Source organism: Amycolatopsis sp. NPDC088138 (assembly GCF_044741685.1).
Lineage (GTDB): Bacteria > Actinomycetota > Actinomycetes > Mycobacteriales > Pseudonocardiaceae > Amycolatopsis.
In genome coordinates, this window is sequence record NZ_JBIUTB010000002.1 from 342,978 (window position 1) to 367,066 (window position 24,089).

General features: G+C 71.5%; 24 protein-coding genes and 1 tRNA gene. 18 read left to right on the forward strand and 7 right to left on the reverse strand.

Annotated elements, in window-relative coordinates:
- Positions 1 to 27 precede the first annotated feature (27 nt).
- From ACIOD2_RS09120 to ACIOD2_RS09140, 5 genes are all read left to right on the forward strand, one after another.
- Positions 28 to 1,749, forward strand: a complete 1,722-nt coding sequence (locus ACIOD2_RS09120; protein ID WP_400536185.1) for a S8 family serine peptidase — start codon at positions 28 to 30, stop codon at positions 1,747 to 1,749.
- A gap of 102 nt (positions 1,750 to 1,851) precedes the next feature.
- The gene (locus tag ACIOD2_RS09125; RefSeq protein ID WP_400536188.1) at positions 1,852 to 2,271 is read left to right on the forward strand and encodes a hypothetical protein; all 420 of its coding nucleotides are present in this window, start codon (positions 1,852 to 1,854) and stop codon (positions 2,269 to 2,271) included.
- Positions 2,268 to 3,086, forward strand: coding sequence for a hypothetical protein (locus ACIOD2_RS09130; protein WP_400536191.1), 819 nt, complete (start codon positions 2,268 to 2,270; stop codon positions 3,084 to 3,086). The genes ACIOD2_RS09125 and ACIOD2_RS09130 overlap by 4 nt, the downstream gene beginning before the upstream one ends.
- Positions 3,083 to 3,904 (forward strand): hypothetical protein, encoded by an 822-nt coding sequence (locus ACIOD2_RS09135; RefSeq protein ID WP_400536193.1) that lies wholly within the window; start codon positions 3,083 to 3,085, stop codon positions 3,902 to 3,904. The genes ACIOD2_RS09130 and ACIOD2_RS09135 overlap by 4 nt, the downstream gene beginning before the upstream one ends.
- A gap of 4 nt (positions 3,905 to 3,908) precedes the next feature.
- On the forward strand, positions 3,909 to 4,682 hold the full coding sequence (locus tag ACIOD2_RS09140; RefSeq protein ID WP_400536196.1) for a hypothetical protein: 774 nt from the start codon (positions 3,909 to 3,911) through the stop codon (positions 4,680 to 4,682).
- Here ACIOD2_RS09140 and ACIOD2_RS09145 read toward each other — a convergent pair.
- Entirely contained in the window at positions 4,660 to 6,159 is a 1,500-nt protein-coding gene (locus ACIOD2_RS09145) for a S10 family peptidase (protein ID WP_400536199.1), read from the reverse strand. The genes ACIOD2_RS09140 and ACIOD2_RS09145 overlap by 23 nt on opposite strands.
- Between ACIOD2_RS09145 and ACIOD2_RS09150 the strand changes: the two genes are divergently transcribed.
- The 8 genes from ACIOD2_RS09150 (at position 6,158) to ACIOD2_RS09185 (ending at position 14,053) form a co-directional block, all read left to right on the forward strand.
- Complete coding sequence (locus ACIOD2_RS09150) at positions 6,158 to 6,859, forward strand: endonuclease V (protein ID WP_400536201.1); 702 nt, start codon at positions 6,158 to 6,160, stop codon at positions 6,857 to 6,859. The genes ACIOD2_RS09145 and ACIOD2_RS09150 overlap by 2 nt on opposite strands.
- Entirely contained in the window at positions 6,856 to 7,539 is a 684-nt protein-coding gene (locus tag ACIOD2_RS09155) for a uracil-DNA glycosylase (protein WP_400536203.1), read from the forward strand. The genes ACIOD2_RS09150 and ACIOD2_RS09155 overlap by 4 nt, the downstream gene beginning before the upstream one ends.
- Positions 7,540 to 7,623: 84 nt before the next feature.
- Complete coding sequence (locus ACIOD2_RS09160) at positions 7,624 to 8,958, forward strand: NAD(P)/FAD-dependent oxidoreductase (protein ID WP_400536206.1); 1,335 nt, start codon at positions 7,624 to 7,626, stop codon at positions 8,956 to 8,958.
- Positions 8,959 to 9,432: 474 nt separating this feature from the next.
- Positions 9,433 to 10,776, forward strand: coding sequence for a ricin-type beta-trefoil lectin domain protein (locus ACIOD2_RS09165; RefSeq protein WP_400536208.1), 1,344 nt, complete (start codon positions 9,433 to 9,435; stop codon positions 10,774 to 10,776).
- A gap of 95 nt (positions 10,777 to 10,871) precedes the next feature.
- A tRNA-Leu gene (locus ACIOD2_RS09170) sits at positions 10,872 to 10,948 on the forward strand.
- 199 nt (positions 10,949 to 11,147) lie between these two features.
- On the forward strand, positions 11,148 to 12,080 hold the full coding sequence (locus ACIOD2_RS09175; RefSeq protein ID WP_400536211.1) for an NAD-dependent epimerase/dehydratase family protein: 933 nt from the start codon (positions 11,148 to 11,150) through the stop codon (positions 12,078 to 12,080).
- 93 nt (positions 12,081 to 12,173) lie between these two features.
- Complete coding sequence (locus ACIOD2_RS09180) at positions 12,174 to 13,052, forward strand: MBL fold metallo-hydrolase (protein ID WP_400536213.1); 879 nt, start codon at positions 12,174 to 12,176, stop codon at positions 13,050 to 13,052.
- A gap of 128 nt (positions 13,053 to 13,180) precedes the next feature.
- A complete protein-coding gene (locus ACIOD2_RS09185) occupies positions 13,181 to 14,053 on the forward strand; it encodes an AraC family transcriptional regulator (RefSeq protein ID WP_400537969.1) in 873 nt (290 codons plus the stop codon).
- Between the two features lie 6 nt (positions 14,054 to 14,059).
- Here the strand turns inward: ACIOD2_RS09185 and ACIOD2_RS09190 are convergent, their stop codons facing one another.
- On the reverse strand, positions 14,060 to 15,103 hold the full coding sequence (locus ACIOD2_RS09190; RefSeq protein WP_400536215.1) for an aldo/keto reductase: 1,044 nt from the start codon (positions 15,101 to 15,103) through the stop codon (positions 14,060 to 14,062).
- Positions 15,104 to 15,177: 74 nt separating this feature from the next.
- Between ACIOD2_RS09190 and ACIOD2_RS09195 the strand changes: the two genes are divergently transcribed.
- The 3 genes from ACIOD2_RS09195 to ACIOD2_RS09205 all read left to right on the forward strand — a co-directional run bounded on the left by ACIOD2_RS09195 (position 15,178) and on the right by ACIOD2_RS09205 (position 17,919).
- Positions 15,178 to 15,735 (forward strand): TetR/AcrR family transcriptional regulator, encoded by a 558-nt coding sequence (locus ACIOD2_RS09195; RefSeq protein ID WP_400536217.1) that lies wholly within the window; start codon positions 15,178 to 15,180, stop codon positions 15,733 to 15,735.
- A gap of 97 nt (positions 15,736 to 15,832) precedes the next feature.
- The gene (locus tag ACIOD2_RS09200; RefSeq protein WP_400536219.1) at positions 15,833 to 16,570 is read left to right on the forward strand and encodes a hypothetical protein; all 738 of its coding nucleotides are present in this window, start codon (positions 15,833 to 15,835) and stop codon (positions 16,568 to 16,570) included.
- Positions 16,567 to 17,919 (forward strand): hypothetical protein, encoded by a 1,353-nt coding sequence (locus ACIOD2_RS09205; RefSeq protein WP_400536221.1) that lies wholly within the window; start codon positions 16,567 to 16,569, stop codon positions 17,917 to 17,919. The genes ACIOD2_RS09200 and ACIOD2_RS09205 overlap by 4 nt, the downstream gene beginning before the upstream one ends.
- Before the next feature lie 47 nt (positions 17,920 to 17,966).
- Here the strand turns inward: ACIOD2_RS09205 and ACIOD2_RS09210 are convergent, their stop codons facing one another.
- From ACIOD2_RS09210 to ACIOD2_RS09225, 4 genes are all read right to left on the reverse strand, one after another.
- Positions 17,967 to 18,362 carry a hypothetical protein gene (locus ACIOD2_RS09210; RefSeq protein ID WP_400536224.1) on the reverse strand — a complete coding sequence of 132 codons (396 nt, stop codon included), beginning with the start codon at positions 18,360 to 18,362 and terminating at the stop codon, positions 17,967 to 17,969.
- A gap of 1 nt (position 18,363) precedes the next feature.
- A complete protein-coding gene (locus ACIOD2_RS09215; RefSeq protein WP_400536226.1) occupies positions 18,364 to 19,149 on the reverse strand; it encodes a hypothetical protein in 786 nt (261 codons plus the stop codon).
- Between the two features lie 82 nt (positions 19,150 to 19,231).
- Positions 19,232 to 19,885: a winged helix-turn-helix domain-containing protein gene (locus tag ACIOD2_RS09220; RefSeq protein ID WP_400536229.1), complete on the reverse strand. Its 654-nt coding sequence runs from the start codon at positions 19,883 to 19,885 to the stop codon at positions 19,232 to 19,234.
- 20 nt (positions 19,886 to 19,905) lie between these two features.
- A complete protein-coding gene (locus ACIOD2_RS09225) occupies positions 19,906 to 21,600 on the reverse strand; it encodes a BTAD domain-containing putative transcriptional regulator (protein ID WP_400536232.1) in 1,695 nt (564 codons plus the stop codon).
- Between the two features lie 25 nt (positions 21,601 to 21,625).
- Between ACIOD2_RS09225 and ACIOD2_RS09230 the strand changes: the two genes are divergently transcribed.
- Positions 21,626 to 22,291 (forward strand): response regulator transcription factor, encoded by a 666-nt coding sequence (locus tag ACIOD2_RS09230; protein WP_400536235.1) that lies wholly within the window; start codon positions 21,626 to 21,628, stop codon positions 22,289 to 22,291.
- On the forward strand, positions 22,288 to 23,538 hold the full coding sequence (locus ACIOD2_RS09235) for a sensor histidine kinase (RefSeq protein WP_400536237.1): 1,251 nt from the start codon (positions 22,288 to 22,290) through the stop codon (positions 23,536 to 23,538). The genes ACIOD2_RS09230 and ACIOD2_RS09235 overlap by 4 nt, the downstream gene beginning before the upstream one ends.
- On the opposite strand, the gene ACIOD2_RS09240 is transcribed toward ACIOD2_RS09235, so the two are convergent.
- Positions 23,525 to 23,965, reverse strand: coding sequence for a hypothetical protein (locus ACIOD2_RS09240; protein ID WP_400536240.1), 441 nt, complete (start codon positions 23,963 to 23,965; stop codon positions 23,525 to 23,527). The genes ACIOD2_RS09235 and ACIOD2_RS09240 overlap by 14 nt on opposite strands.
- Positions 23,966 to 24,089 lie beyond the last annotated feature (124 nt).

Genomic DNA, 24,089 nt, shown 5'->3' on the forward strand with positions numbered 1-24,089 from the left:
GGAAACCGCTTTCCGAGGAGGAGAAACGTGAAGAGACCCAGGCTTCTCGCCGCGGTGCTGGTCGTCCCGTTGTTCGGGGCGATCAGCGCGGTGGCGGTCCCGGTCGCGTCGGCGCAGCCCGCGCTGGCCGGCCCGGCGACCGAGTTCACCGTGCTCGCCAAGGACGTCCAGAGCGTCGCGAGCGCGCAGAAGGCGATCCGCGACGCGGGTGGCACGGTGCTGGAGACCAACTCCGCGGTCGGCCTGATCAAGGCCAGCGCCCCGGCGTCCGGCTTCACCGAGCGCGTCTCGGCGAACCGGTCCGTGTTCGGCGCGGCCAAGGCGCAGGTCATCGGCTCGGTGCCGAAGGACGGCAAGAAGGCCAAGAACAACAACGTCGAGAAGGAAGGCCGCGGCACGGCGAAGGGGAACGCCGCCGCGAAGAAGGCCGTCGGGATGGACCCGCTGGACGACCAGCTCTGGGGCCTCAAGTCCGTCCGGTCGGACCTTTCGCGCACCAAGCAGCCGGGCAGCAAGCAGGTCAAGGTCGGCATCATCGACACCGGCGTCGACGGCACGCACCCGGACATCGCGCCGAACTTCGACGAGACCGACTCGCGCAACTTCGTCAAGGACATCCCGTTCGACGTCAACGGCGTCGAGGTCGACGGCCCGTGCGAGTTCCGCGGCTGCGTCGACCCGGTCAACCACGACGACGGCGCGCACGGCACGCACGTCGCCGGCACCATCGCCGCCGCGGCCAACGGCTTCGGCGTCTCGGGTGTCGCGCCGAACGTGTCGCTGGTCAACATCCGCGCCGGCCAGGACTCGGGGTACTTCTTCCTGCAGCCGACCGTCGACGCGCTGACCTACGCCGGCGACGCCGGCATCGACGTGGTCAACATGTCGTTCTACACCGACCCGTGGCTGTACAACTGCACGGCGAACCCGGCCGACTCGGCCGCGGAACAGGCCGAGCAGCGCACGATCATCGAGGCGACGCAGCGCGCGCTCAACTACGCGCACCGCAAGGGCGTCACCATGGTGGTCGCGCTGGGCAACCAGCACACCGACCTCGGTGCGCCGCAGCCCGACACCACCAGCCCGGACTACCCGGCCAACACGACGCACCCGCGTCAGGTCGACAACGCCAGCTGCCTGAGCCTGCCGGTCGAGGGCAACCACACGATCGGCGTGAGCGCGTTCGGGCCGTCGCAGGCGAAGGCGGACTACTCGAACTACGGCACCGAGCAGATCTCGGTTTCCGCGCCGGGCGGCTACTACCGCGACGGTTTCGGCACGCCGTGGTTCAGCACGGTCCAGAACGAGATCCTCTCGACGTACCCGAAGAACGTCGCCCTCGCCGACGGCAACATCGACGCGGCGGGCAACCTGACGCCGGCCGGTATCGCGGCGGGTGTCGAGAAGGCGACCGCGCCGGACGGCCGGGTCGGCTACTACCAGTGGCTGCAGGGCACGTCGATGGCGACGCCGCACGCGACGGGTGTCGCGGCGCTGATCGTCTCGCAGTACGGCAAGAAGTCGGGCGCCGGTTTCGGCCTGGACCCGGACAAGGTCCAGCGGGTCATCGAGGGCACGGCGTCGAAGATCGCCTGCCCGGTGCCGCGGACGGTCGACTACCTGAAGGAAGGCCGCGACGCCACGTTCACCGCGACGTGCGCGGGTGACCCGTCGTTCAACGGCTTCTACGGCCACGGCGCCGTCGACGCCTACACGGCGGTGACCCACGGGTCGCAGTACCTGAAGTAGTCCTCACGCGAACGGCCCGCTTCCCGGTTGGGAGGCGGGCCGTTTTCGCGTCAACCTTCCGGCGCGTTCGCGCGTGTACTCCCCGAGGCGAGGGGAGCGGGGATGGACTACGCGGGATCGACGGAGGCCGAGGTCAAGGCGGCCAGGAAGCGGCTGCCGGTGCGGGGAGCCGACCGGCGGGCCGTGGCCCACCTGGCGGGCCGGGGGATCTACCGGCCGCGGCCCTCTTGGCGAGCGTCCCTGAACGGGCGGAACGCGGCTTCGGCGCTGATCACCTTCGGCGGTGGTGCCGTGCTCGCCGTCGTGATGGCCGTGACGGCGTCGAAGCCGATCTGGGCGCTGAGCTGGCTCGGCCTCCTGACGCTCGGCGCGGTCGTGGTGGCGGTGTACCTGAGTGGTGTGCTCGGGCGGCCGGTCATCTTCGCCCTCGCCATGGCGACCATGCTCATCGGCCTCTGCACGCAGTACCGGCGCCGGAAGCTCCCGGCGGGCGACCACGGCACCTTGGCGGTGGCCCGATGATCATCGTGACGGCCAGGGAGCAGGACGAAGCCCGGCGCTGGCTGGCCAGGCGCGGGCACCCGGTCGGACGGCCGACGCCGCTCATCGCCGCGCTGATCGGGACGAGACAGGCGTTCCGCGGCCGCGGGATGGTCCGCTACTTCGTCTATATGTTGCTCGCCTACGGCGCCGGGGTGGGTTACGCAGCGCTGTTCGGCTCGGGGATCACCCAGAGCTGGTTCGTGTACTTCCTCTTCTTCGCGTTGTCCCTTTCGAGCTGGGACACCGTGCGCCTGCGTGAGCGGGACTTCCGCGACGACGTCGCGGCCCCGCACCCGCCGGATCCGTGGTGGCGCGTCCTGGGTGGCTGGTACCTCGTCTCCCTCGTGCTCGTGTTCGGCGGCGGGTTCGCGCTCGCCGGCGCGATCTACTTCGGCACGACGGCCCGGACGTACGCGGTGAGCTGGCTCGTGCTGCTCGTCCTGAGCGGGCTCGTCATCGGCTGGGTTCTGGCCCGGTTGCTCCGGAGCCCGCTCCTGGCCGAAGACACCGCGTCCCTGGCGGTCGCCCGCGCACTGCGCGCGGAGGCGCTGTACACCGCGTCGCCGGCGATGGTCGTCACCCCGCTGGTGCTGGACTTCCTGCTGCACAGCGTGCCGCCGGGCTTCACCCCGTGGCTGGGCGTGTACTTCGCGGCGGGCGCGCTGCTCCAGATCATCGGTTACGCCGTGCACTGGAGCCGGCACCGCACCCTGCCACCGGGCCACTACGGCACCCCGCCGGTGCCGGATCCGGGCACCCCGGCCGACTGGTCACCACCCCAGGAGGCCCGATGATCGACGTGACGTCGTCCGAGGAGGGGGCCGCGCTGCGGTGGCTGGCCAAGCGGGGGCAGCGGGTCGGGCGGCCGACGCCCCTGCTGACCGCGCTGATCGCGACCAGGCAGCCGCTGCTCGACCGCGGATTCTGGCGCTACTTCGCGATCGTGGTGGGCGTCAGCGTCATCGGTGGTGGATATCCGCTGTTGTTCGGTCCTGGAGCGACCCAGAGCGGCGTCGGGTACTCCATCTTCTTCGGGATCCAGCTCGGGTTGTGGGACAGCATCCGGCGGCGTGAGCGGGGACTGCGCGCGTCGGTTCCGTCGCGCAGCCCGGTGGAGCCCTGGTGGCGGGTCCTGGGCGGCTGGTACATCGTGTCCCTCGTGGTCGCGTTCGCCGGCGGGATCGCGCTCGCGGTCACGATGTACTTCACGACGGCGGCCCGGACGTACGCGGTGAGCTGGCTGGGCCTGCTCGTCCTGAGCGCGCTCTGTTCCGGCGTGATCCTGACGAGTGTCCTCCGCGGCCGGATCTTCGGCGAGGATCCGGAATCTCTGGCCGTCCAGCGGGCGTTGCGCACCGAACGGATCTACCTCGCGATGCCGGTGTTCGTGATCTTCCCGATCATCATGGAGCTGCTGATGCTGTCGGGCAGCCGGCCGCCCGCGGAGTCGATGCCGTGGCTGGTCCGCTACATCGTGGCGGTGGTGGTCCTCCAGGCGATCAGCGGCACCTTGCACTGGCGCCGGCAGCGGAGGCTGCCACCGGGCGACTACGGCAGGCCGCTGCAGCCGGATCCGGGCACGCCCGTCGACTGGTCGCCACCGGCATACTGAACCGGTGATCGAAGACTTCCTGGTGGCGCTGCGGGCCGAGGGCCGTTCCCGGGTCCAGTCGATCCGGGCGCTGCGGGAGCGTGAAGGATGCTCGCTCGCGGAGGCGAAGGAGATCGTCCACACGAGCCGCGCCTGGGCCGACCTCCGTGAGGACACCGACCGGTTCCACGCTTCCCTGGAGCGAACCCTGGTCCGCGACGCCGTGCTCCGCGCTTTGCACGCGGCGTGGTCCCCGGTGGCGGCGGACGACCTGGCGATGGTCGTCTCGTTGGTCGGCGGGCCCGCGGCCGGCGAAGCGACGCTCGCGGAACTGGCGGCCGAGGACCGGGCGGCCTACTTCGCCGGGGAGGAGCGGCCGGTCTGGATCTGCCCGGCGCTGGAGTACCCGAACGGCGAGCCGAACGACGAGTTCTTCACGCGGTCCGACTGGCCGAGCCGCGGCCGAACGGTCCGGGAGGTGCTTTCCGAGACCCAGGAACTGTGGCTGTTGAGGGTGTTCTGCGGCTTCGCGATGGGTGCGGACCCGATCCCGCCGCGGCTGGCCGAGCGCATCGACGACCTGACGATCCACCTCCCCGCGGGGCGGCTGGCCGAGCACGCCGCCGGGCGCGGCGAGACCGTCCCGAGCTTCGAGGCCCACCGGGAAGTCGCCGCGGATCGGTTCGGCGTGCTGGTGGGCCAGGAACGCGTGGCCCACCAGCACGTCTACGAAGCTCTTGATGCCCTGCCGGAAGCGGAACGGCTGTTCGGCAGGCCTAGCGGTTCGACGCCTTCTTGACGAACTTCGCCAGGTCCTTCGCCTGCTGCACCCGGCTCGGCTCGTGGACGTACATCATGTGCCCGGCCGGGTAGTACGCCGTGTCGATGTTGTCACGCAGCTCCTCCGGGATCTGCAGGTGTGCCAGCACGTGCTCGGACGCGAAGTACGCCGTCGCGCCGTCGTAGTGGCCGAACGCCACGTGGACCTGCAGGTGCGGGTTGGCGCGCATCGCCGCGCTCACCGAGTCGACCACCGAGACCGAGCGGCCCTCGAACTCCTTGTACGACCACGCCTTGAACGTGTCCTCGTGGATCAGCTCGTACGGCAGGTCGTTCTCGTACCCGAGCTCGGCCCGCACGTAGTGGTTGAACGCCGCCGCGTACGCGCCGATGATCCGGGAGATCGACGGGTCGTCGCTCATGTGCTCGCGGCCGCCGTCCGGCTCCCACGTGGTGAACCGGCCGTCCATCCGGCCGACCGTCAGGCCGCGGTCGCGCAGCAGCTCGGTGAAGAACCGGACGTGCTCGATCCGCAGGTTCACCCGGTCCACATAGGACTCGGTCAGCCCGGTCAGCGACGCCAGCGTGGCCACCGCGTCGGCCCGGTCCTGAGTGGACAGCCGGGCCCCGCGCGCCAGCGCCCACGGCAGGTCCTTCGCCGCGAAGTCCTCGGCGTCGGCTAGTACGTCGTCGAGCGGGCGCTCGCCGTGCAGGCCGTGGTAGTGCGCGATCGCCGCGTACGTCGGCACGTACAGCGTGTACGGCAGGTCGTTGCCCTCGGTGAACTGCAGCGTGCCCAGGTCCAGCACCGAGGAGATGAGCAGCAGGCCGTTCAGGTAGAGGCCGTGGCGGTCCTGCAGGTGCGCGGCCAGCCCGGCGGCGCGCAGCGTGCCGTACGACTCGCCGGCCAGGAACTTCGGCGACAGCCAGCGCTCGTGGCGCGACACCCAGAGCCGGATGATCTCGCCGACCGACTCGATGTCGCCCTTGAAGCCGTGGAAGTCCTTCGTCTCGCCGCCTTCGGCCGCGCGCGAGTAGCCGGTCGACACCGGGTCGATGAACACCAGGTCGCTGTGCACCAGCAGGGTCTCGGGGTTGTCGTCCAGCCCGTACGGCGGCGGCACCAGGTCGTCGACGTCACCCGAGAGCACGCGCCGCGGCCCGAGCAGCCCCATGTGCAGCCAGATGCTCGACGAGCCGGGCCCGCCGTTGAAGGCGAAGGTCACCGGCCGCGAGCCGGGGTCGGCGTCGTCGAGGGTGTAGGAGGTGATGAAGACCTCCGCCTTCGGCTTGACCCCCTCGGACTTGCCGTCCTTCACGATCTCCTTGCGGAGGACGATCCGCCCGGCTTTCGCCGTGTAGGCCAGCTTCTTCCGCTTCACGGTCAGCGTGTGCTGGGTCGTGACGATGTCGTCGGCCGGTTCGGCCGGGAGCTCCTTGGTGTCCGGAGCCGTCGTCGTCTTCTCGGGAGCCTCTTCGGGGGTCGTGTCCGCCATGGACTCCAACTTAGCCTTGCCGCTGTGGCAGGGTGACTTGGTGCACACCGAGGACTGGCCGACGACCATCGCCGACGCGCTCGCCGTGCAGGAACGGCTGCGCGGCCTGGTCGACGTCACCGACGACTGCCCCGAGCTGCCGCCGACGGTGACCGGGCTCGACGTCGCCTACGACGCCGCCGACGGGATCGCCGCCGCCGTCGTCACGCTGGAGACCGCCGGGCTGACCGTGGTGGAGGAGCGGACGGTCCGCGCGAAGGCCGTCTTCCCGTACGAGCCGGGGCTGTTCGCCTTCCGCGAGCTGCCGCCGCTGCTGGACGCGCTCGATCGGCTGGACCACGAGCCCGACGTCCTGGTCTGCGACGGTCACGGCCTCGCCCACCCCCGGCGGTTCGGCCTCGCCTGCCACCTGGGCGTGCTGACCGGGCGGCCCGCGTTCGGCGTCGGCAAGACCCGGTTCGTCGGCACGCACGATGCGCCCGCGGCGTCCCGGGGTGCTTCGGTGCCGCTGGTCGACGCCGGGGAAGAGGTCGGCGCGGTGCTGCGCACCCAGGACGGCGTCAAGCCGGTGTACGTCTCGGCCGGGCACCGCATCGACCTGGCCCACGCCTGCCGGCTGACCCTGGCGCTCGCCCCGCGCTACCGGCTGCCCGAGACGACCCGGCAAGCCGACCGGCTGTCCCGGGTGGCGCTGCGATGAGGACGCTGCCCGAGCTGGACGCCGCCGTGGCCGGCTGCCGCGCCTGCCCGCGGCTGGTCGAGTGGCGCGAGGGCGTCGCGGGCACGAAGGCGGCGTTCCGCGGCGAGGAGTACTGGGCGCGGCCGGTGCCCGGCTTCGGGCCGGCGGACGCCACGCTCGCCGTGGTCGGGCTGGCGCCGTCGGCGCACGGCGCGAACCGCACCGGCCGGATGTTCACCGGTGACCCGTCGGGCGACTTCCTCTTCCGGGTGCTGCACGAAGTGGGTCTCGCGTCGCAGCCGACGTCCACCGCGATCGGCGACGGCCTCGAGCTGTACGGCACCCGGCTCGTCTCGCCGGTGCGCTGCGCCCCGCCGGAGAACAAGCCGACGCCGGCCGAGCGCGACACGTGCCGGGCGTGGCTCGCGGAGGAGCTGACGCTGTTACGTCCGACACTGCGCTCGATCGTGGTGCTCGGCGCGTTCGGCTGGCAGGCGTTACTGCCCGTGCTCGCCGCGGCCGGCTGGCCGGTGCCGTCACCGCGTCCCGCGTTCGGACACGGCACGGTCCTGAAGCTCGGGGACCTGCGTATTTTCGGCTGTTATCACGTCTCACCACGCAATGTCCAGACCGGGCTCCTGACCCACACGATGGTGGCGGACGTCTTCCGCGCCGCGACCTCGGTGACGGCCTCGGACTGAATCGTTACGGAAGGTGCAGCGACGCTGGTCACAGCCGGATGGGGTCCCCGCGCAAGGTCCGTGTGAAGGTGCCACTATGAGGTCATGGCTGCTGCGAAGTCGAAGTCGGAACCGACTCGGATCCTCGTCCTCGGTGGTGGGTACGTCGGGCTCTACACGGCGTACGGCCTCCAGAAGATGCTCCGGGCCAACGAGGCCTCCGTGACCGTCGTTGACCCGCAGCCCCACATGACCTACGCGCCGTTCCTCCCGGAGGCCGCGGCCGGCGCGATCGAGCCGAGGCACGTGGTCGTGCCGCTGCGCCGCGTGCTGAAGCGCTGCCACGTGCTGACCGCGCGCGTCACCAAGATCGAGAACGACAAGAAGTCCGTGACGGTCGAAGCCGCCGACGGCCACATCGAGCAGCTCGGCTACGACGTCCTCGTGGTCGCGCTCGGCGCCGTCGCCCGCATCCTGCCGATCCCGGGCCTGGTCGAGCAGGGCATCGCCTTCAAGACCATCGGCGAGGCGATCTACCTCCGCAACCACATCATGACCAAGCTCGACGAGGCGGCCAGCACGCTCGACCCCGAGCTGCGCAAGCGCCTGCTGACGTTCACCGTCGTCGGCGGCGGGTTCGCCGGCATCGAGGCGCTGGCCGAGCTCGAGGACATGACCCGGTTCGCGGTCGAGAACTACTACCCGAACATCCAGCCGGCCGACGTCCGCTGGGTGCTCGTCGAGGCCGCCGGCCGCATCCTCCCCGAGGTCCGCGAGACGCTCGGGGTGTACACGGTCGAGCAGCTGGAGAAGCGCGGCATCGAGGTCTACCTGTCGACCGCGGCGAAGTCGTTCGAGAACGGCCACGTCGTGCTTTCGGACGGCACGGAGTTCGACACCGACACGCTCATCTGGACCGCGGGCGTGAAGGCCAACCCGGTGCTGGCCAACTCGGACCTGCCGCTGGACAAGCGCGGCCGCGTCGAGGGCACGGCGGCCATGCAGGTCGTGGGCCACCCGGACGTCTGGACCGCGGGCGACAACGCGGCCATCCCGGACCTCTCGCGCACCGAAGAGGACCCGACGGCCACCTGCCCGCCGAACGCCCAGCACGCGGTCCGCCAGGCGACGCTGCTGGCGAAGAACATCATCAAGGTGATCCGCGGCGGCAAGCCGAAGGACTACTACCACAAGAACCTCGGCGCGGTCGCCAGCCTCGGCCTGCACAAGGGCGTCGCCGACGCGCTGAACCTGAAGATCAAGGGCTTCCCGGCCTGGCTCTTCCACCGCGCGTACCACCTCAAGGCGATGCCGACCTGGAACCGCAAGATCCGCATCCTGTTCGACTGGATCCTGGGCGGCCTGTTCCGGCGCGAGGTCATCTCGCTGGGCCAGATCAACAACCCGAAGGACGAGTTCGCGCGCGTCTCGAAGTCCTGAGTCTTCGGTCTCCGGTAGGAAGAGCCCCTGTCCGCTTCGGCGGGCAGGGGCTCTTTTCGTTTGACGGCGACGCCGCCATCGGATCAGGCCGCCCGACGCGACCACCAGGCCGGGCTCGAGTGGTCGATCGTGAAGCCTCGCCACGCACCGCGGCGGCGCCGTAGGCCTCCGTGGTGAGCGCACGGAAGCCGGTCATCCGCGCGAAACTCGACGAATTCCGGCGAATCCGGGACCTCGCCGACTGGGGTATCGCCGGAGCGCGGAGAAGCGCCGCAAACCCGACTGTTAAGGGCCTTTTGGGGCAGTTGACAGGAAATGACCGACTGTGTGCCGGTGAGCGACATGGTCTGGACAACTGGGCCAGTGAGCGGGTATCCCTTTCTTCACTACGAAGAATAAGTCGGCGAACCTCCCCCTCGCCGACAGCGATCCGACCACTCCGTACCGCCCGTCCCCACGGTCCCAGGAGCTCCCATGCGCTTTTCCCGCACCAAAGCGGCACTCATAGCGGCGTTGCCCGCCGTGCTGAGCGTCGCCGTCCTCGCCGGCACGCCCGGCACCGCGGCCGCGGCCGGTGGTGCCTTCCCCGCCCACTACTCCGCTCCGTACCTGCAGATCAGCGACTCCGACGCCGGCCAGATGTCCGCCGACATGAACGCCACCGGCACCAAGTTCTTCACGCTCGCGTTCCTCACCCCGCAGTCCGGCTGCACGCCGGTCTGGGAGGCGAACGGCACCGGCGTCGGCTCGTTCAAGACGCAGATCAGCGCGCTGCAGGCCGCGGGCGGCAACGTCATCCCGTCGTTCGGCGGCGCCGAAGGCGGCGAGCTGGCCCAGACCTGCACGAACACCGCCAGCCTGACCGCGGCGTACGCGAACGTGGTCAACACCTACGGCACCCCGCGCCTGGACTTCGACATCGAGGGCGGCGTCCTCGGCGACACGGGGTCCAACCAGCGCCGCAACTCCGCGCTGGCCGCGCTCCAGCAGCAGAACGGGGCGGTCCAGGTCGACTACACGCTGGCCGTCGACCCGTCGGGCATCCCGGGCAACGAGCTCGACCTGCTGCGCGACGCGAAGAACAAGGGCGTCAAGGTCAGCGTCGTCAACCTGATGGTGATGGACTTCTACGACGGCCAGGCGGTCCTGGGCGACGCCCTGTCCGCGGCGCGCGCGTCGGCGTCCCAGCTGGCGAGCCTGTACGGGATCTCGACGTCGGCGGCCTACGCGATGATGGGCCTGACCCCGATCGCCGGCCGCAACGACGACGGCGCCCAGTTCAGCCAGTCCGACGCCCAGCAGCTGGAGACGTTCGCGGCGCAGAACGGCGTCGCGGAGCTGTCGTTCTGGGAGCTCCAGGACTACGACCGCGCGACGGGTTACGCGTACTCGCGGATCTTCAACGCGATCACCGGCGGCGGCACCACGACCCCGCCCCCGGCGGGCGGCGGCACGATCACCGGCTACGGCGGCAAGTGCGTCGACGTGGCGGGCGCGTCCTCGACGAACGGCACGACGGTCGACCTGTACACCTGCAACGGCACGACGGCCCAGCAGTGGTCGTCGACGTCGGGAACGCTCCGGGCGCTGGGCAAGTGCCTGGACGTCAACGCGGCGGGCACGGCGAACGGCGCGAAGGTCCAGCTGTACGACTGCAACGGAACGGGCGCCCAGCAGTGGACCCACACGGGCAACCAGCTGGTGAACCCGGCCTCGGGCAAGTGCCTGGACGCCACCGGCCCCAGCTCGGCGGACGGCACCCCGCTGCAGATCTGGACGTGCACGAACGCGGCGAACCAGTCCTGGACGCTGAACTGACTCCTGTGAGTCCTCAGTGGACACGAGGCCGGATCCGGTTCGCCGGATCCGGCCTCGTGGCTTGAGCGGGGCGCGGATCGCCTAGAGTGTGCGGTGCCCCCGTAGCCCAACTGGCAGAGGCAGTCGACTTAAAATCGACAAAGTGCGGGTTCGAACCCCGTCGGGGGCACCACGCAGACCATCATCGCCCTGAGCGGCCCCGGATGACCGGCACGCTGGTCATCGGCTGGGTGGAAGTCGGTCCAGTCCTGCGCCGGGTTGCGCATAGCGGATATTTGCCTGCGTTATGCGGACAATCACGGTGAATTGATGCGTGATTTGGTTACTGTGCACGGGTCGGCATTCGGCCTATTCGGCGCTTGGGGTAATGCATGTCTCTGCACGTCATTGTCGGAGCCGGACCGGTTGGCTCGGCCACCGCGCGGTTGCTCGCCCGGGAAGGCGAGCAGGTCCGGCTGATCACCCGTCGCGGCGGCGGGCCGGACGAAGCCGGCATCGAACACGTCGCGTGCGACGCCTCCGACGCCGACGCCCTGGCCCGGTACGCCGAGGGCGCGGTCGCTCTCTACAGTTGCGCCGGCCCCGCCTACCACCGCTGGGTCATCGACTGGCCACCGATGGGAGCCGCGCTGATTCACGCGGCGGAGAAGAGCGGGGCGGTGCTCGTCACCACCGGCAACCTCTACGGCTACGGACGAGTCGACGCCCCCATGACCGAAGACCTCCCGCCGCGGCCCAACTCGGTCAAGGGTGAGGTCCGGGTCAGGCTGTGGGCCGACGCGTTGGCCGCGCACAACGCCGGCCGGATCCGCACCGCCGAGGTCCGCGGCTCGGACTACCTGGGCGCGGGCACGATGTCCCCGTTCAGTGTCATGGTGCTGCCCAAGATCATTGCCGGCCGCCGCTGTTCGGTGCCGGCGGACCTCGACGCCCCGCACAGTTGGACCTGCACCGGCGACATGGCTCGCACCCTCGTCGCGGTCGCCGCCGACGAGACCGCGTGGGGCCGCCCCTGGCACGCGCCGACCGCGCCACCCCTGTCCATCCGCGCTCTCGCCACCCGCGCCGCCGACCTCGCGGGAGCGCCCGCCGCCCGGCTGTCGACGATGTCCGGTATCGCTCTCCGGGCCGCCGGGCTCTTCACCCCCGCCGCCAAGGAAATGCTCGAAATCCAATACCAGCTGCGACGCCCTTTCGTGCTCGATTCCACGGCGGCCACCACCGCTTTCGAAATCGAGCCGACACCGACCGATGACGCACTGCGGCAAACAATCGAACACCTCCGCGCGCCGGCCTTCCCGTGAAGACATCAGGTATAGTCGCCGAAAGTCAATCGGAAGAGAAGCGAGAAGTTCGTGGATTCACCGACGGTGGGGGTACTGACCGACCAATCGCCCGTGCGGACGATCGAACTCGGTGACACCCGGCTGACCTACGTCGTCGACGGCGCGATGGCGTTCGCCCCGGCCTACTTCTTCCCGACGGTGCCGCGCGACGTCTGGACGGCCGGCTCCCTGCTCGACGCGGGCGGAATGGTGCCGATGACCGCGGGTGGCCTGCTGGTCGAGAAGAGCGGCCGGCGGTTGCTCGTCGACGCCGGGCTCGGCCTCGTCGAGAACAGCCGGGCGGAGGGAGCCGCGAACAGCGGCTCGCTGCCGGACACCCTCGCGCTGCTCGGTCTCGACCCCGCCGACATCGACGTGCTCGCGCTGACCCACCTGCACCTCGACCACGTCGGCTGGGCGGCACGACGCGACGGCGACGGCCCGTACCGCAAGACGTTCGCCAACGCCCGCTACGTTGTGGCCGCCGCGGAGTGGGCCGCATACCCGCCCGGCGGCGGAACGCAGCCCCTGCCGGTCGCCGCCGACGCCCTCGAGTCGTTCAAGGACGCGCTCGAACTCGTGGAGGACGGCGACGAGGTCTTCCCCGGCGTGCACGCGATCGTCACACCCGGGCACAGTCCCGGGCACACCTCGTACGCGATCGACACCGGCGCCGAGCGGATCATCGCCTTCGGTGACGCGTTCCACCATCCCGTGCAGCTCGCCCACCCCGAATGGGGTTCGGGGCCGGACTCCGACAGCGACGCGGTCCCGGCCGCGCGCGAACGTCTCATCGGGGAGCTCACCCGGCCGGGCACCTTCGCGTTCGCCACCCACTTCGGCGACCAGGTCTTCGGCCGGGTCACCACCGGTGACGGCGGCCGCGCCGCCTGGACGCCCGTCCCCAGCACGGTGCTCTCCCCGCATCCCAGGCCACTCGACCGGACGTAGTCACCCCCTGCCGGCCGACCTGCTCGAAACCGGCCCGCGGCAGCCGTGATCACTGTGGAGGGAAGGTGCGGGAACCCGTGGATCGAGTGACCAGCGTCCGAGGTCCGACAATCGAATCGACGTTCTCGATGGGTGATCACCTTCCCGTGACCGCGCAGTTCGCCCAATTCGGCGCAGTCACCGTCGGGGACATCAAGTTCCTGGGCGCATCCACAGTGGAGGCTGAGGACGTAGGGGCGAGTTATTGTGTGCAGCTCCCCCTCTCGGGCCGACTGGAGGTCCGGCATCGCGGTGTCGAGGTGACCTCGACCCGGGAGCTCGCGACGGTCTTCCAGCCGGAGGGCGGGGCGTGTCACTGCCGATTTCCGGCTGACTGCCGAGTGCTTTGTGTCGTGCTGGACCGGACTTCGGTCAACGCGGCGCTGACCAAGTTGCTCGATGACGAGCCGGGTTCACAGCTCGGTTTCACCCAGGTTCTCGATGTGGGCCACAGGGTCATGAGCACCTGGCTGGCCACGGTGATCTCCTTGAGCCGCCAGGCGGCCGTAGCGGGCGGTGTGCTGTCGCACCCGATGGTCGCCGGCCCACTTGCCGAAGGCCTGGTGAACGGTTTCCTGGTGGCGACACAGCACAAGTACTCCGAAGCCCTGGCCGACTCGGCCGCTCCGGCGCGGCCGGCAGCCGTACGGGCCGCGATCGAACTCGTCGAAACCGAACCCCGGCGCCCGTGGACGACTTCGGCAATTGCGGAGCACTGCGGGATCCCGGTGCGGACGTTGCAGCACGGATTTCGGCAGCACCTGGGCATGTCGCCGATGGCGTACCTGCGAGAAGTCCGGCTACGACGAGTACACGCCGAACTGCGAGCCGCGGACCCGCACGTCCACAGTGTTGCCGACATCGCCCGGCGATGGGGTTTTGTGCACCTGGGTCGATTCGCCGCCACGTACAACGCCAAATACGGCAGGACGCCCTCGGCAACGCTGCGTTCCCTCCGGTAGCTCCCGCTACCCCGCGACGGAGTTCGTGAGCTGGCCGGCGCGCTCGACGAGCGGGCGGCGGCGCAGGCTCGCATTCTGCAAGGCCGGCGGTACGAAGTCCTGGTCCAAAGCGCTCACGTTGGTGCCCGGCGGAACGATTTCGTCGATGCGGTCCAGGATCTCGTCCGGCAGCACGACCTCCAGGCCGGCCAGCAGGTCGTCCAGGTGGGCCATCGTGCGGGGGCCGATGATCGCGCTCGTCACTCCGGGGTGGGAGATGGCGAACGCCATCGCCAGGTGGGTCAACGGCATGCCCGCCGACTCCGCCAGCGGGATCAGCTGCTCCACGACGTCGATGCGGCGTGCATCGTTCAGGTGCTTCAGCAAACCCGCTCGGCGCAAGGTGTTCTCCTGGCCTCGGCGGACGCGGCCGGTGAGCATTCCCTGCCCCAGCGGGCCCCAGACGAGGGTGCCGATTCCGTGGCGTTGCGCGGACGGGAGGACTTCACGCTCGATGCCCCGGCTCAGGATCGAGTACGGCGGCTGCTCCGTGTGGAAGCGCTCGAAGTTGCGGCGGGACGCGGCCCACTGGGCCTCGACGATGTCCGACACCGGCATCGCCGACGTGCCGATCGCGCGGACCTTGCCGCTGTGGATCAGGTCGTTCAGCGCCGAGAGCGTTTCCTCGATGTCCGTCGACGGGTCCGGGCGGTGGATTTGGTACAGGTCGATGTGGTCGGTCTGCAGGCGGCGCAACGAGTTCTCGACCGCGGTCATGATCCAGCGGCGTGAGGTGCCCTGGTGGTTGGGGTCGTCGCCGGTCGGGCGGCTGAACTTGGTCGCCAGGACCACGTTGTCGCGGCGGCCCTTCAGGGCCTGGCCCACCACGTCTTCGGAGTCGCCGTAGGCGTCGGCCGTGTCGACGAAGTTGATGCCCGCGTCCAGGGCCTTGTGGATGACGCGGATCGAGTCCGCGGGGTCGGGGCTGCCGATGGACGTCGCGAACATCAGGGTGCCCAGCGCGTAGGGGCTGACCTTGATGCCGGTGCGGCCGAGGGTGCGGTACTGCATGGGAGGCGCTCCTGGAGGTAGTCTGGACGTAAGCGGAAAGCTCTTCCGCTACTATACGGAAAGGCTTTCCGGTTATGCAACCGCGCAAGCTGCGCGCCGACGCCCAGCGCAACGTCGACGCCCTGCTCGAAGCCGCGAAAACCGTCTTCGCCACCTCGGGTGTGGACGCGCCGGCGAAGGAGATCACCGACCTGGCGGGCGTCGGCGTCGGGACGCTCTACCGGCACTTCCCGCAGCGCGCCGACCTGGTCGTGGCGGTGCTGCACCGGGGGATCGACACCTGCGCCGCCGCCGGGCCGGCGCTCAGCGCCGAGCACGAACCGGACGTGGCGCTCGCGGAGTGGCTTCGCCGGTACACCGAGTTCGTCGGGACCAAACGCGGCCTCGCGACGGCCCTGCACTCGGGTGATCCGGCCTTCGACGGCCTGCCCGGGTACTTCATGGAACGGCTCGAACCGGTGCTCGCGGCGCTGCTCGACGCCGCCGTCGCGACGGGGCGGATCCGCGCGGACGTCAGCGCGAAGGACCTGATGCACGCCATCGCGCTGTTGTGCCAGCCGGTGCGCGGCGAGGAGATCGAGTACAACCAGCGGATGGTCGCCGTGCTCGTCGACGGGCTCCGGCGCGCCTGAACCCCGATGTACGCCGGGTGTACCCGCCCTGGACCTTCCCCGCCCACGCTGCACGGAAACCCGCATTCCGCGAGGTCATCCGTACGGGGAGAGCAGCATGACAACATCCAGCAAGGTGGGCCGCGCGGCCGTGTACGGCGTCGCCGGACTCGCCACCGCGGCGGTCGGGGCGACCGCCGCCGGGGCCTTCGCCTCCGATGACGTGACGCCGGTCGCCGCGGCCACCGGACGGCCCGCCGTCGCGCCGGCCGCCGTCGCGCCCGTCAAGGTGGCGCCGCTCGCGGCACCGGCGCCGGCCGCGAAGGTCGCCCAGCCCGCCAAACCGGCGAAGCACGTGCCGGCCAAGCACACTCCGGCCAAGAAGACGGTGGCCAAGCCGGTGTCCCACAAGAAGCCTGCTCAGCGGCCGGCCGTGAAGCACCAGACCGTGCAGCCCGGGCAGGCGAACCACATCTCGCTGCCGCACCTCGTCGCCAAGCCCGTGGAACTGCCGAAGCCCGCGAAGCCGTCCGCGCTCGACCAGGCGACCGCCGAGGTGGGGGCGGCGAAGAAGGCCGTCGACGCCGCCGACCAGGCACTGCACCAGGCGAAGGACCACCTGTCCAAGGCCGAGGCCCACCTCGCGGACCTCAAGCACCACACCCAGCACCGCAAGTCGCCCGCGAAGCCGACGCGCGACTCCGACCAGAAGCTGCTGGAGCAGGCCGGGTTCTCGCCCGCCGTGGCGAAGAAGATCGCCGACCACGAGCACGGCACCGTGACGACGACCACCGCGAAGTCCACTTCGGACACCGGGCCGTCGTCGTGGTCGTCCTCGACGGTGGTGCACCGATGAGCGCCCGCCGGGCGCTGCTCTACACCGCTTCCGGCGGCTTCGTCGCCCTCGGGTTCGGGCTGCTCAGCGCGGGCGCGGCGGAGGCGAAGTCGACGCCGAACCCGTGCGCGTGCACGATTCCGGGGGCCAGCGGGAGCACGGGCGGGAAGCTGATTCCCAGCGGCCCCGGCGGGGCGCTGCGCGACGACGGCCCGCTGAAGAAGCTCGACGCCGAGACCAAGGGGCAGCCGGTGAAGCCGCCGCCGGCGGCGAAGAAGGATCCCGCGCCCAAGCAGCAGGCTCCGAAGAAGCCGGCGCCGAAACCGGAGAAACCGGCGCCGAAGCAGGAGAAGGCGAAGAAGCCGGAGCCGGAACCGCGCAAGCAGCCGCAGGACGACAACAAGAAGAACAGCGACCACGAGGACCAGCCGAAGCAGCGCGACCGGCAGCAGGACAACGACGACCGGAAGAACGACGACGACCGGAAGAACGACGACCGCCAGGACAAGAAGAACCGGGACGAAGACCGGAAGCAGGGAGACGACAAACAGGACCGCGACGACCAGCGGAAGCAGGACTCGCCGAAGCAAGACAAGTCGAAGCAAAACAAGCAGCAGCAGGGCAAGCAGTCCCAGCGGAAGCAGGAAAAGCAGCCCGACTACCGGCAGGTCCGCAAGCAGGACGCCATCCCCGCCGGCTACCGCCACCAGGCCGACGACAACGACGACCCGTGGCCGCAGCCGAACGCCGGTGACCCGTACCCCGAGGACCCGATTCCGATCACCCCCGCCTGCACCCAAGGGGACTGCCTGCGCACCCAGGGCATCCTCCGGCGGTACGTGCAGGACGCGATGGACCGGCTCGACCAGCTCGGCGTGAAGGTCCAGTCACAGGGCACGGACAGCGGCGCCGAGATCACGGGGCCGGACAAGAAGGGCGGGATCGTCCACGCCGAGGCGTACTACGACTTCGACCACGGCACCTGGTCCGCCCTCGACGGCGGGGTCCAGAACGGCGAGTACGCGCTGACGGCCAAAGCGGAAGGCGGGGTCGAGGTCGGCAAGGACGGCGTCAGCGCCAAAGCCGAAGCCAAGGCCGGGCTCGACGTGAAACTGCCGCAGGTGTCGAGCGGCCCCGGCCCGGTCACGGTGTCCGCCCAGCCCGGGCTGATGATCGGCCCGGGGGTCACCGCCGAGGCGACGCTGGGCAAGGACGAGGACGGCAAGTACCGCGTGCACGTCAAGGCCGGCTTCTCGCCGCTGGTCGGCGGGTCGATGGGCCTCGACCTGGAGGTCGATCCGAAGGCCATCGAGGACGGCGTGCTCAGCAGCGACGTCTTCAAGGACTTCGTCTCCGCGGTCGCGGGCTGAAACGCTGAAAAACAGAACGGGGCGGGTGCCGGTCGGCACCCGCCCCGTCAGTTTTCGTGACGGCGTTCGTACAGCTCGCCGGCCAGTTCACGGCCCATCAGCCCGCCGAACAACCCGGCCGCGACGCCGGCGACGATCCCGCCCGGCGCGCCGATCAGCATCCCCGGCAGGATTCCGGCCGCGATCGCGGCCAGCACCCCGCCGGTCGCGCTCGCCGCGGCCTGGCCCATCGGCGTCCGGACCGGGTGCTGGTAGTAGTACTCCTCCGCCGGCGCGTCGTCGGGCGGGTACTCGTCGTCCTCCGCCACGGCCGCCCGCTGCCCCAGCCAGACCTGCGCGGGCACGACGATGTAGCGCGGCGCGCGCGGCCGCCGCAGCAGGCCGGCGCGGACCAGGGCGGACTGGACCGACAGCCGCGGCCGCTCGGCGACGGTGGTGCCCACGTCAGCCCACCTTCACGGTGCCGTTGCCGCACACCGAAGCCGTCGACGCGCTGTGCCCGTCGGCCGACACCTTCCGGACGGTCTTGCACGGCCCGATGTCCCGCTGCTGCCCCGTCTTCAGCGTCGCGAGGTCCGCCCGCGCCCGCGTCAGCTCGGCCTGCAGGTCCTTGACGCGCTGCTCGGCCTGGGCGACGCTCGGCCGGGTCGCGGCCTGCACGACGAACTTCTTCTTCGGCGCCGCCTTCGTGTGCTGAGCCGCAGGCTTGACCGCCTGGTGCCGCACGCCGGTGACCTGGTGCGCGGCGGGGGCGGCGAGGTGCACCTTCGGCGCGGCCTTGTGGGTCGAAGCGGCCTGCCGCACCACCGGTTTCGCGGCAGGCTTCGAGATGGGCTTCGAGACGGTCTTGGCCATCGGCTTCGCAACGGGCTTGGCGACGGGCGCGGCGACCGGCTTGGCGACCGGCTTGGCCTCGGGCGCCTTGACCGTCGGGGCCTTCACGTCGGGCGCCTTCACTTCGGGTGCCTTGACGGCCGGAGCCTTGGCCTCGGGCGCCTTGACCGTTGGCGCTTTCACCTCGGGCGTCTTCACAGCCGGCGCCGCGTGCGGCGAGACGACTGGCGCCGCGGGTGCCTGGGTCATCGGGGCCTGGACCGCCGCGGCCTGGGGAGCCGCCACGGTGTCGCTCTCGGCCGCCATGGCGTTCGCCGCGGTCGCGCCGATCGCGGCCGTCGCCAGGCCGGCGACGCCGTACACCGCCGCCCGGCCGATCCGGTTCGGTTTGCTCATCACAGTGCTCCCGGGAATCGAAGAAAGTCCTACCCGGAAATGGTGCGCGACGGCCGTCCAACCGCGATACAGCGCGGATACATCAGGAAAGCGCGAAACCGGTTCCCCGCACGGTCCGCACCACCGGCGGCGGGCCCAGTTTGCGCCGCAGCTGCGCGATCACGACGTCGAGCACGTTGGACGACGGCGCGACCAGTTCGTCCCACGCCGCCGCCTCCAGTTCGCGACGCGTGACCGTGTTCCCGGCCGCCTCCAGCAACCGCCGCAAGACCGCGAACTCCTTTGCGGTCAACAAAAGCAAAGAACCGGCGCGATGGGCTTCGTGCCGGGAAACGTCCAGGGAAAGGTCTCCGTGACGCAGGATTTCCGGCCCTGACGCGACGGCCCGGCGGCACAGGTTCCGCACCCGCGCGATCAGCTCGGCGACGGCGAACGGCTTGCCGAGGTAATCGTCACCTTCGGCCAGCCCGGCGACCCGATCGGCGACGCTGTCGTGCCCGGTCAGGAACAGCACGGGAACCGTCCAGCCGGATTCCCGGTGCCCGCGGACAAAACCGAGGGAATCGCCGTCCGGCAGTTTCCGGTCGAACACCGCGCAGTCGTAGGAATTGACGAACAACGCCTCGTCCGCGGCCGCCAGGTCGGGGGCCGTGTCGACGGCGAACCCGGCGTCACGCAACGCCAGCTCGACGGCGAGACGGATGTCCTCGTCGTCCTCGGTGACCAGTACCCGCACGGGTACCGACCCTAACCGGGTCATGCCACGTGCACCCCTTGGTCACCGAGGGCGGTCACCAAAGCGCGATAGCGGCCGGGACCGGGTGCGGCGAGCAGGTGGACGTCGACCAGCCGCTCCAGCAGCCGCCGGGCCTCGGCCTGGCTCACCCGCAGCCGCCGCGCGACCAGCGGGACGCCGACCTCGCCCGGCCGCGCGGCGAACGCGCGGAACGCCGTCCGTTCCGCCGGCGCCAGCCGCTGCACGGACGCGTCGAGCCGAGCCGGGGAGACCTCCGCGGCGAGCCACGCGACGACGTCGGCGATCCGCCAGTGCGGCCGCGCGGCGAGCCGGTCACCGGCCGCACGCAGCAGGTCCGGCAGTCCGCCGCAGAAGGCGAGCAGTTCGCCGAGCGGCCGGGTGTCGCCGGTGCACGCGTGGACCAGGGCGGCGGCGGTCTTGTCGTCCAGCGGTTCGAGGGTCACTCGACGCGCGCCGGGGACGTGCCAGCCGCCGTCGCGGGTCGTGATCAGGGTGCGTGCCGGGCCCGCGCCCGGCAGCAGCGGCGCGACCTGGCGCGCGCTCACGGCGTCGTCGAGAACCAGCAGGATCCGGCGGCCGGCGATCTCGGACCGCCAGAGCGCCGCGCGCTCACCGAGGTCGGCCGGCAGCGCGTCGACGCCGATCGCGCGCAGCAGCCGGGCGAGCACCGCGCCGGGGTCGCCGTCGGCACCCAGCTCGACGTGGAACTGGCCGTCCGGGAACCGGTCGGCCAGCTCGTGCGCGAGGCGCACCGCGAGCGCGGACTTCCCTGCGCCCGGCATGCCTTCGAGCAGCACGATCGGCTCGGGCGCGTCCCGCAGCAGCGCGAGTTCGGTGTCGCGGCCGGTGAAGCCGGGGACGTCCCGGGGGAGTTCGCGACGCGCCGGAGCGGGCCCGGACAGCGCCCGCCGGTAGGCCGCGGCGAGGCCGGCACCGGGCTCGACGCCGAGCTCCGCGGCCAGCACCCGCCGCGCGTCGCAGTACGCCGAGAGCGCCTCACCCCGGCGGCCGGCCGCGGTGAGGGCGTCGACCAGAAGGGTCCACGCACCTTCGCGCAGCGGGTCTTCGGTGACCAGTTCCCGAAGCAGCACAACGGCTTCCCCCGCGCGCCCGGCCGCTTGCCGGGCGCGGGCCAGCAGTTCCCGCAGCTCCCAGCGCAGCTCGCCGAGCCGGACCGCCGCCGCGACCGGCGTTTTCCCGGCCACCCCCTCGAACGGCCGCCCGCGCCACAGCGCGAGTCCCCGTCCCGCCAGTGCGGCGGCGGTCTCGTGCGCCCCCTCGGCCAGCGCGGCTCCCGCCCGCGCGGCCAGGTCGGCGGCCAGGTCCGCGTCGAGCTCTCCCGGCTCGACGCGGATCCGGTAGGCCCCGGGCCGGTGCTCGATGCGCCCGCCGTCCGCCGGTGACGGCAGAACCCGCCGCAGGCGCCAGATGTAGGTCTTGAGGTTGGCCTCGGCCGACGCGGGCGGGCGGCGGTCCGCCCAGGTCGCGTCGACCAGCTCGTCCACGCTCACCCAGGCGCCCGCGTGCCGCAGCAGCGTCGCCAGCACGGTGACCGGCTTGCCCGGTCCCAGCTCGAGCGCCGCGCCGTCGCGGCCGCGGGCCGTCACCGGCCCCAGCACCTGGAAGAGCACCGTTTCCTCCTCGCGGTCCGGGCCGTCCGGCCCGTCGTCGCACCACCGTGCCGCGGCCCGCATGAGGTTTCGATGACATGATCGGCTCGTGAGCCGGGTGCTGGTGGTGGAGGACGACGAGGACCTGCGCACGGCCGTCGTGGTCGAGCTGCGGGCGGCCGGGTTCGACGTCGACGAGGCCGGCGACGTCGCGAGCGCCGACACGGCGTTCGCCCGGGGCGCCTACGACTGCGCGGTCGTCGACCGGAAGCTGCCCGACGGCGACTCGATCGGCTACGTCGCCGGGCGACGGCGGACCGGCTGGACGGTCCCGGTGCTGTTCCTGACCGGCCACGCCGAAGTCGCGGACCGCGTCGCCGGGTTCGAGAGCGGTGCCGACGACTACCTCGGCAAGCCGTTCGCGGTCGCCGAGCTGACCGCCCGCGTGCACGCGCTCTGCCGCCGCCCGGCCACCCGGCCGCCGGTGCTGCGGGTGGCCGACCTCGAGGTCGACACCGCCCGCCACGAAGCCCGCCGCGGGGGCACGCCGCTGGCGTTGAGCGCGCGGGAGTTCGCCGTCCTGGAGTTCCTGATCTCGCGGCCCGGCCGGGCGGTGGCCCGCGCCGACCTGGTCGAACACTGCTGGGACGCCGCGGCCGACCCGATGTCCAACGTCGTCGACGTCGTCATCCGCCGGATCCGCCGCAAGCTCGGCGAGCCGGACCTCGTGCACGCCGTCCGCGGGCTCGGCTACCGGCTCGGGGCCCCGGCGTGAGCGTGACGTCCGCGGCCCGGCTGCGCCGCCTGCGCTGGCTGCTCGTCTGGCTGTTCACCGGGCTCAACGCGGTCGGCCTCATCCTCTACTGCTGGCTGCTGGTCCGCGACGACGGCCGCAGCCGCGACCTCGCGCTGGACGCCCAGCTCCAGCGTGTCACCTCGACCGTGACGCGGCTGATCCACTACGACGGCGCGATCGTCACCGCCGACGTCGCCCGCGACCCGATGAACGCCGGCTGCCCGCAGTTCGCCGTGCTGCCCGGCGCCGACGTCCGGTTCACCGGTTACCAGTCGGCCCGCACCTGCGTGGCGGTCGACAACGCGACGCTGACCGGGCTCGCGCGGCAGGCGACCGCGTCCGGGACGCTGCTGAGCGGCACGGTCCAGGGTGGTGGCGGGCTGGTCCGGGTGGCCGCGCAGCCGTTCCGCGTCCAGCAGGACGGCCCGTACGTCGGCGCGGTCGTGGCCACGCTCGACGCCCAGGAACCGGCCGACGCGCACAACGAACGCGTGCTCCTGCTCATCGGCGGCTGCGTGCTGCTCGTCGGCGTCGCGGGAGTCGCCGGCTACCTGATCGCCGGGCGGGCCCTGCGGCCGGCCACGGAAGCGCTGGCCCAGCAGGAAGTCCTGATCGCCGAGACCGCGCACGACCTGCGCACGCCGGTCGCGGCCCTGCGCGCGCTGGCCGAGACGGCGGTGCGCAACCCCGCGCACAGCGCCGACCTGCTGCCGCGCACCGTCCGGCTGGCCGGGCGGATGGGCGAGATCATCGACGGCCTGCTCGTGCGCGCCCGGCTGTCGGCCGGCGCCGACCAGCTCGCCGTCCGGCGCGTCCGGCTCGACGAGCTCGTCGCCGGCGTCGTGCGCGAAACCCCGGCCGCGGGGGCCGAAGTCACGCTCACCGCGGCCCCCACCGAGATCGACGCCGACCCCGTCCTCGTGCAGCGGGCGATCGCGAACCTGCTCGACAACGCCCTGCGCTACGGCCACGAGCCCGGGGCGCGAGCGGTTGTGCACATCACCGTGGCCGGCGGCCGGGTCATCGTCGCCGACCACGGCCCCGGCGTCGACGCGGCCCGCGCGGAAGCGGCCTTCGAGCAGTTCACCGGCGAGGGCTCGTCCAGCGGGCTCGGGCTGTCGATCGTGCGGTGGGTCGCCCAGGCCCACAACGGCGAACTGCGCGTCTACAACGCCGAACAGGGTGGCGCGATCTTCGAGCTGGTGCTGCCGCTCAGCGCACCGTGAACGGCGCCCACGGCGGCAGGCTCAGCGGGCCGTCGCCGGTGTCGTAGGCCAGGTAGGCGAAGTAGCGGCCGGGGGCCGGAAACGTCGTGGTGACGGCGAAATCGGCGGCCGACTGCGTCAGCGGGAAGTCCGGGCGGGCCGGGAAGTCGTGGAACGCGCCGCGGTCGTCGCGGACCTTCACGACGAGCGTCCGCAGCCGGACCGAGCGATCGCCCGCGACGCGCACGCGGGCGGTGACCGGCTGCCCGGCGGCGGGCGTGGCCGGCTCGAGCGTCACCGATCCGACGACCGTCAGCGGGCCGGCCGCGGCGGCCACGGGCAGGACCGGATCGTCGGCGGCGCGGGCGAGCGCGAAGGTCAGCAGGCCGGTCAGCACCGGTACGGCCAGCAGCCCGGCCACCGCCGTGACCGGCCGGTTCGCCGCCATCCGGACCCCCTCGGTGTACGCGGAATGGACCCGGACTGTATCGGATGGCTTACGCTGAGCGGGTGCAGGGAAGTGGCGTGAAGGGTGGCGCGCCGCGGGGGGCCGGCCGTGGTTTGCGGTCGAG

Excerpts from the sequence above, each read along its gene's own strand:
- ACIOD2_RS09125 (WP_400536188.1), top strand. The coding sequence starts at position 1,852 with ATGGACTACGCGGGATCGACGGAGGCCGAGGTCAAGGCGGCCAGGAAG.
- ACIOD2_RS09130 (WP_400536191.1), top strand. The coding sequence starts at position 2,268 with ATGATCATCGTGACGGCCAGGGAGCAGGACGAAGCCCGGCGCTGGCTG.
- ACIOD2_RS09135 (WP_400536193.1), top strand. The coding sequence starts at position 3,083 with ATGATCGACGTGACGTCGTCCGAGGAGGGGGCCGCGCTGCGGTGGCTG.
- ACIOD2_RS09150 (WP_400536201.1), top strand. The coding sequence starts at position 6,158 with ATGGACTCCAACTTAGCCTTGCCGCTGTGGCAGGGTGACTTGGTGCAC.
- ACIOD2_RS09145 (WP_400536199.1), bottom strand. The coding sequence starts at position 6,159 with ATGGCGGACACGACCCCCGAAGAGGCTCCCGAGAAGACGACGACGGCT.
- ACIOD2_RS09155 (WP_400536203.1), top strand. The coding sequence starts at position 6,856 with ATGAGGACGCTGCCCGAGCTGGACGCCGCCGTGGCCGGCTGCCGCGCC.
- ACIOD2_RS09160 (WP_400536206.1), top strand. The coding sequence starts at position 7,624 with ATGGCTGCTGCGAAGTCGAAGTCGGAACCGACTCGGATCCTCGTCCTC.
- ACIOD2_RS09165 (WP_400536208.1), top strand. The coding sequence starts at position 9,433 with ATGCGCTTTTCCCGCACCAAAGCGGCACTCATAGCGGCGTTGCCCGCC.
- ACIOD2_RS09175 (WP_400536211.1), top strand. The coding sequence starts at position 11,148 with ATGTCTCTGCACGTCATTGTCGGAGCCGGACCGGTTGGCTCGGCCACC.
- ACIOD2_RS09185 (WP_400537969.1), top strand. The coding sequence starts at position 13,181 with ATGGGTGATCACCTTCCCGTGACCGCGCAGTTCGCCCAATTCGGCGCA.
- ACIOD2_RS09190 (WP_400536215.1), bottom strand. The coding sequence starts at position 15,103 with ATGCAGTACCGCACCCTCGGCCGCACCGGCATCAAGGTCAGCCCCTAC.
- ACIOD2_RS09195 (WP_400536217.1), top strand. The coding sequence starts at position 15,178 with ATGCAACCGCGCAAGCTGCGCGCCGACGCCCAGCGCAACGTCGACGCC.
- ACIOD2_RS09200 (WP_400536219.1), top strand. The coding sequence starts at position 15,833 with ATGACAACATCCAGCAAGGTGGGCCGCGCGGCCGTGTACGGCGTCGCC.
- ACIOD2_RS09205 (WP_400536221.1), top strand. The coding sequence starts at position 16,567 with ATGAGCGCCCGCCGGGCGCTGCTCTACACCGCTTCCGGCGGCTTCGTC.
- ACIOD2_RS09215 (WP_400536226.1), bottom strand. The coding sequence starts at position 19,149 with ATGAGCAAACCGAACCGGATCGGCCGGGCGGCGGTGTACGGCGTCGCC.
- ACIOD2_RS09225 (WP_400536232.1), bottom strand. The coding sequence starts at position 21,600 with ATGCGGGCCGCGGCACGGTGGTGCGACGACGGGCCGGACGGCCCGGAC.
- ACIOD2_RS09240 (WP_400536240.1), bottom strand. The coding sequence starts at position 23,965 with ATGGCGGCGAACCGGCCGGTCACGGCGGTGGCCGGGCTGCTGGCCGTA.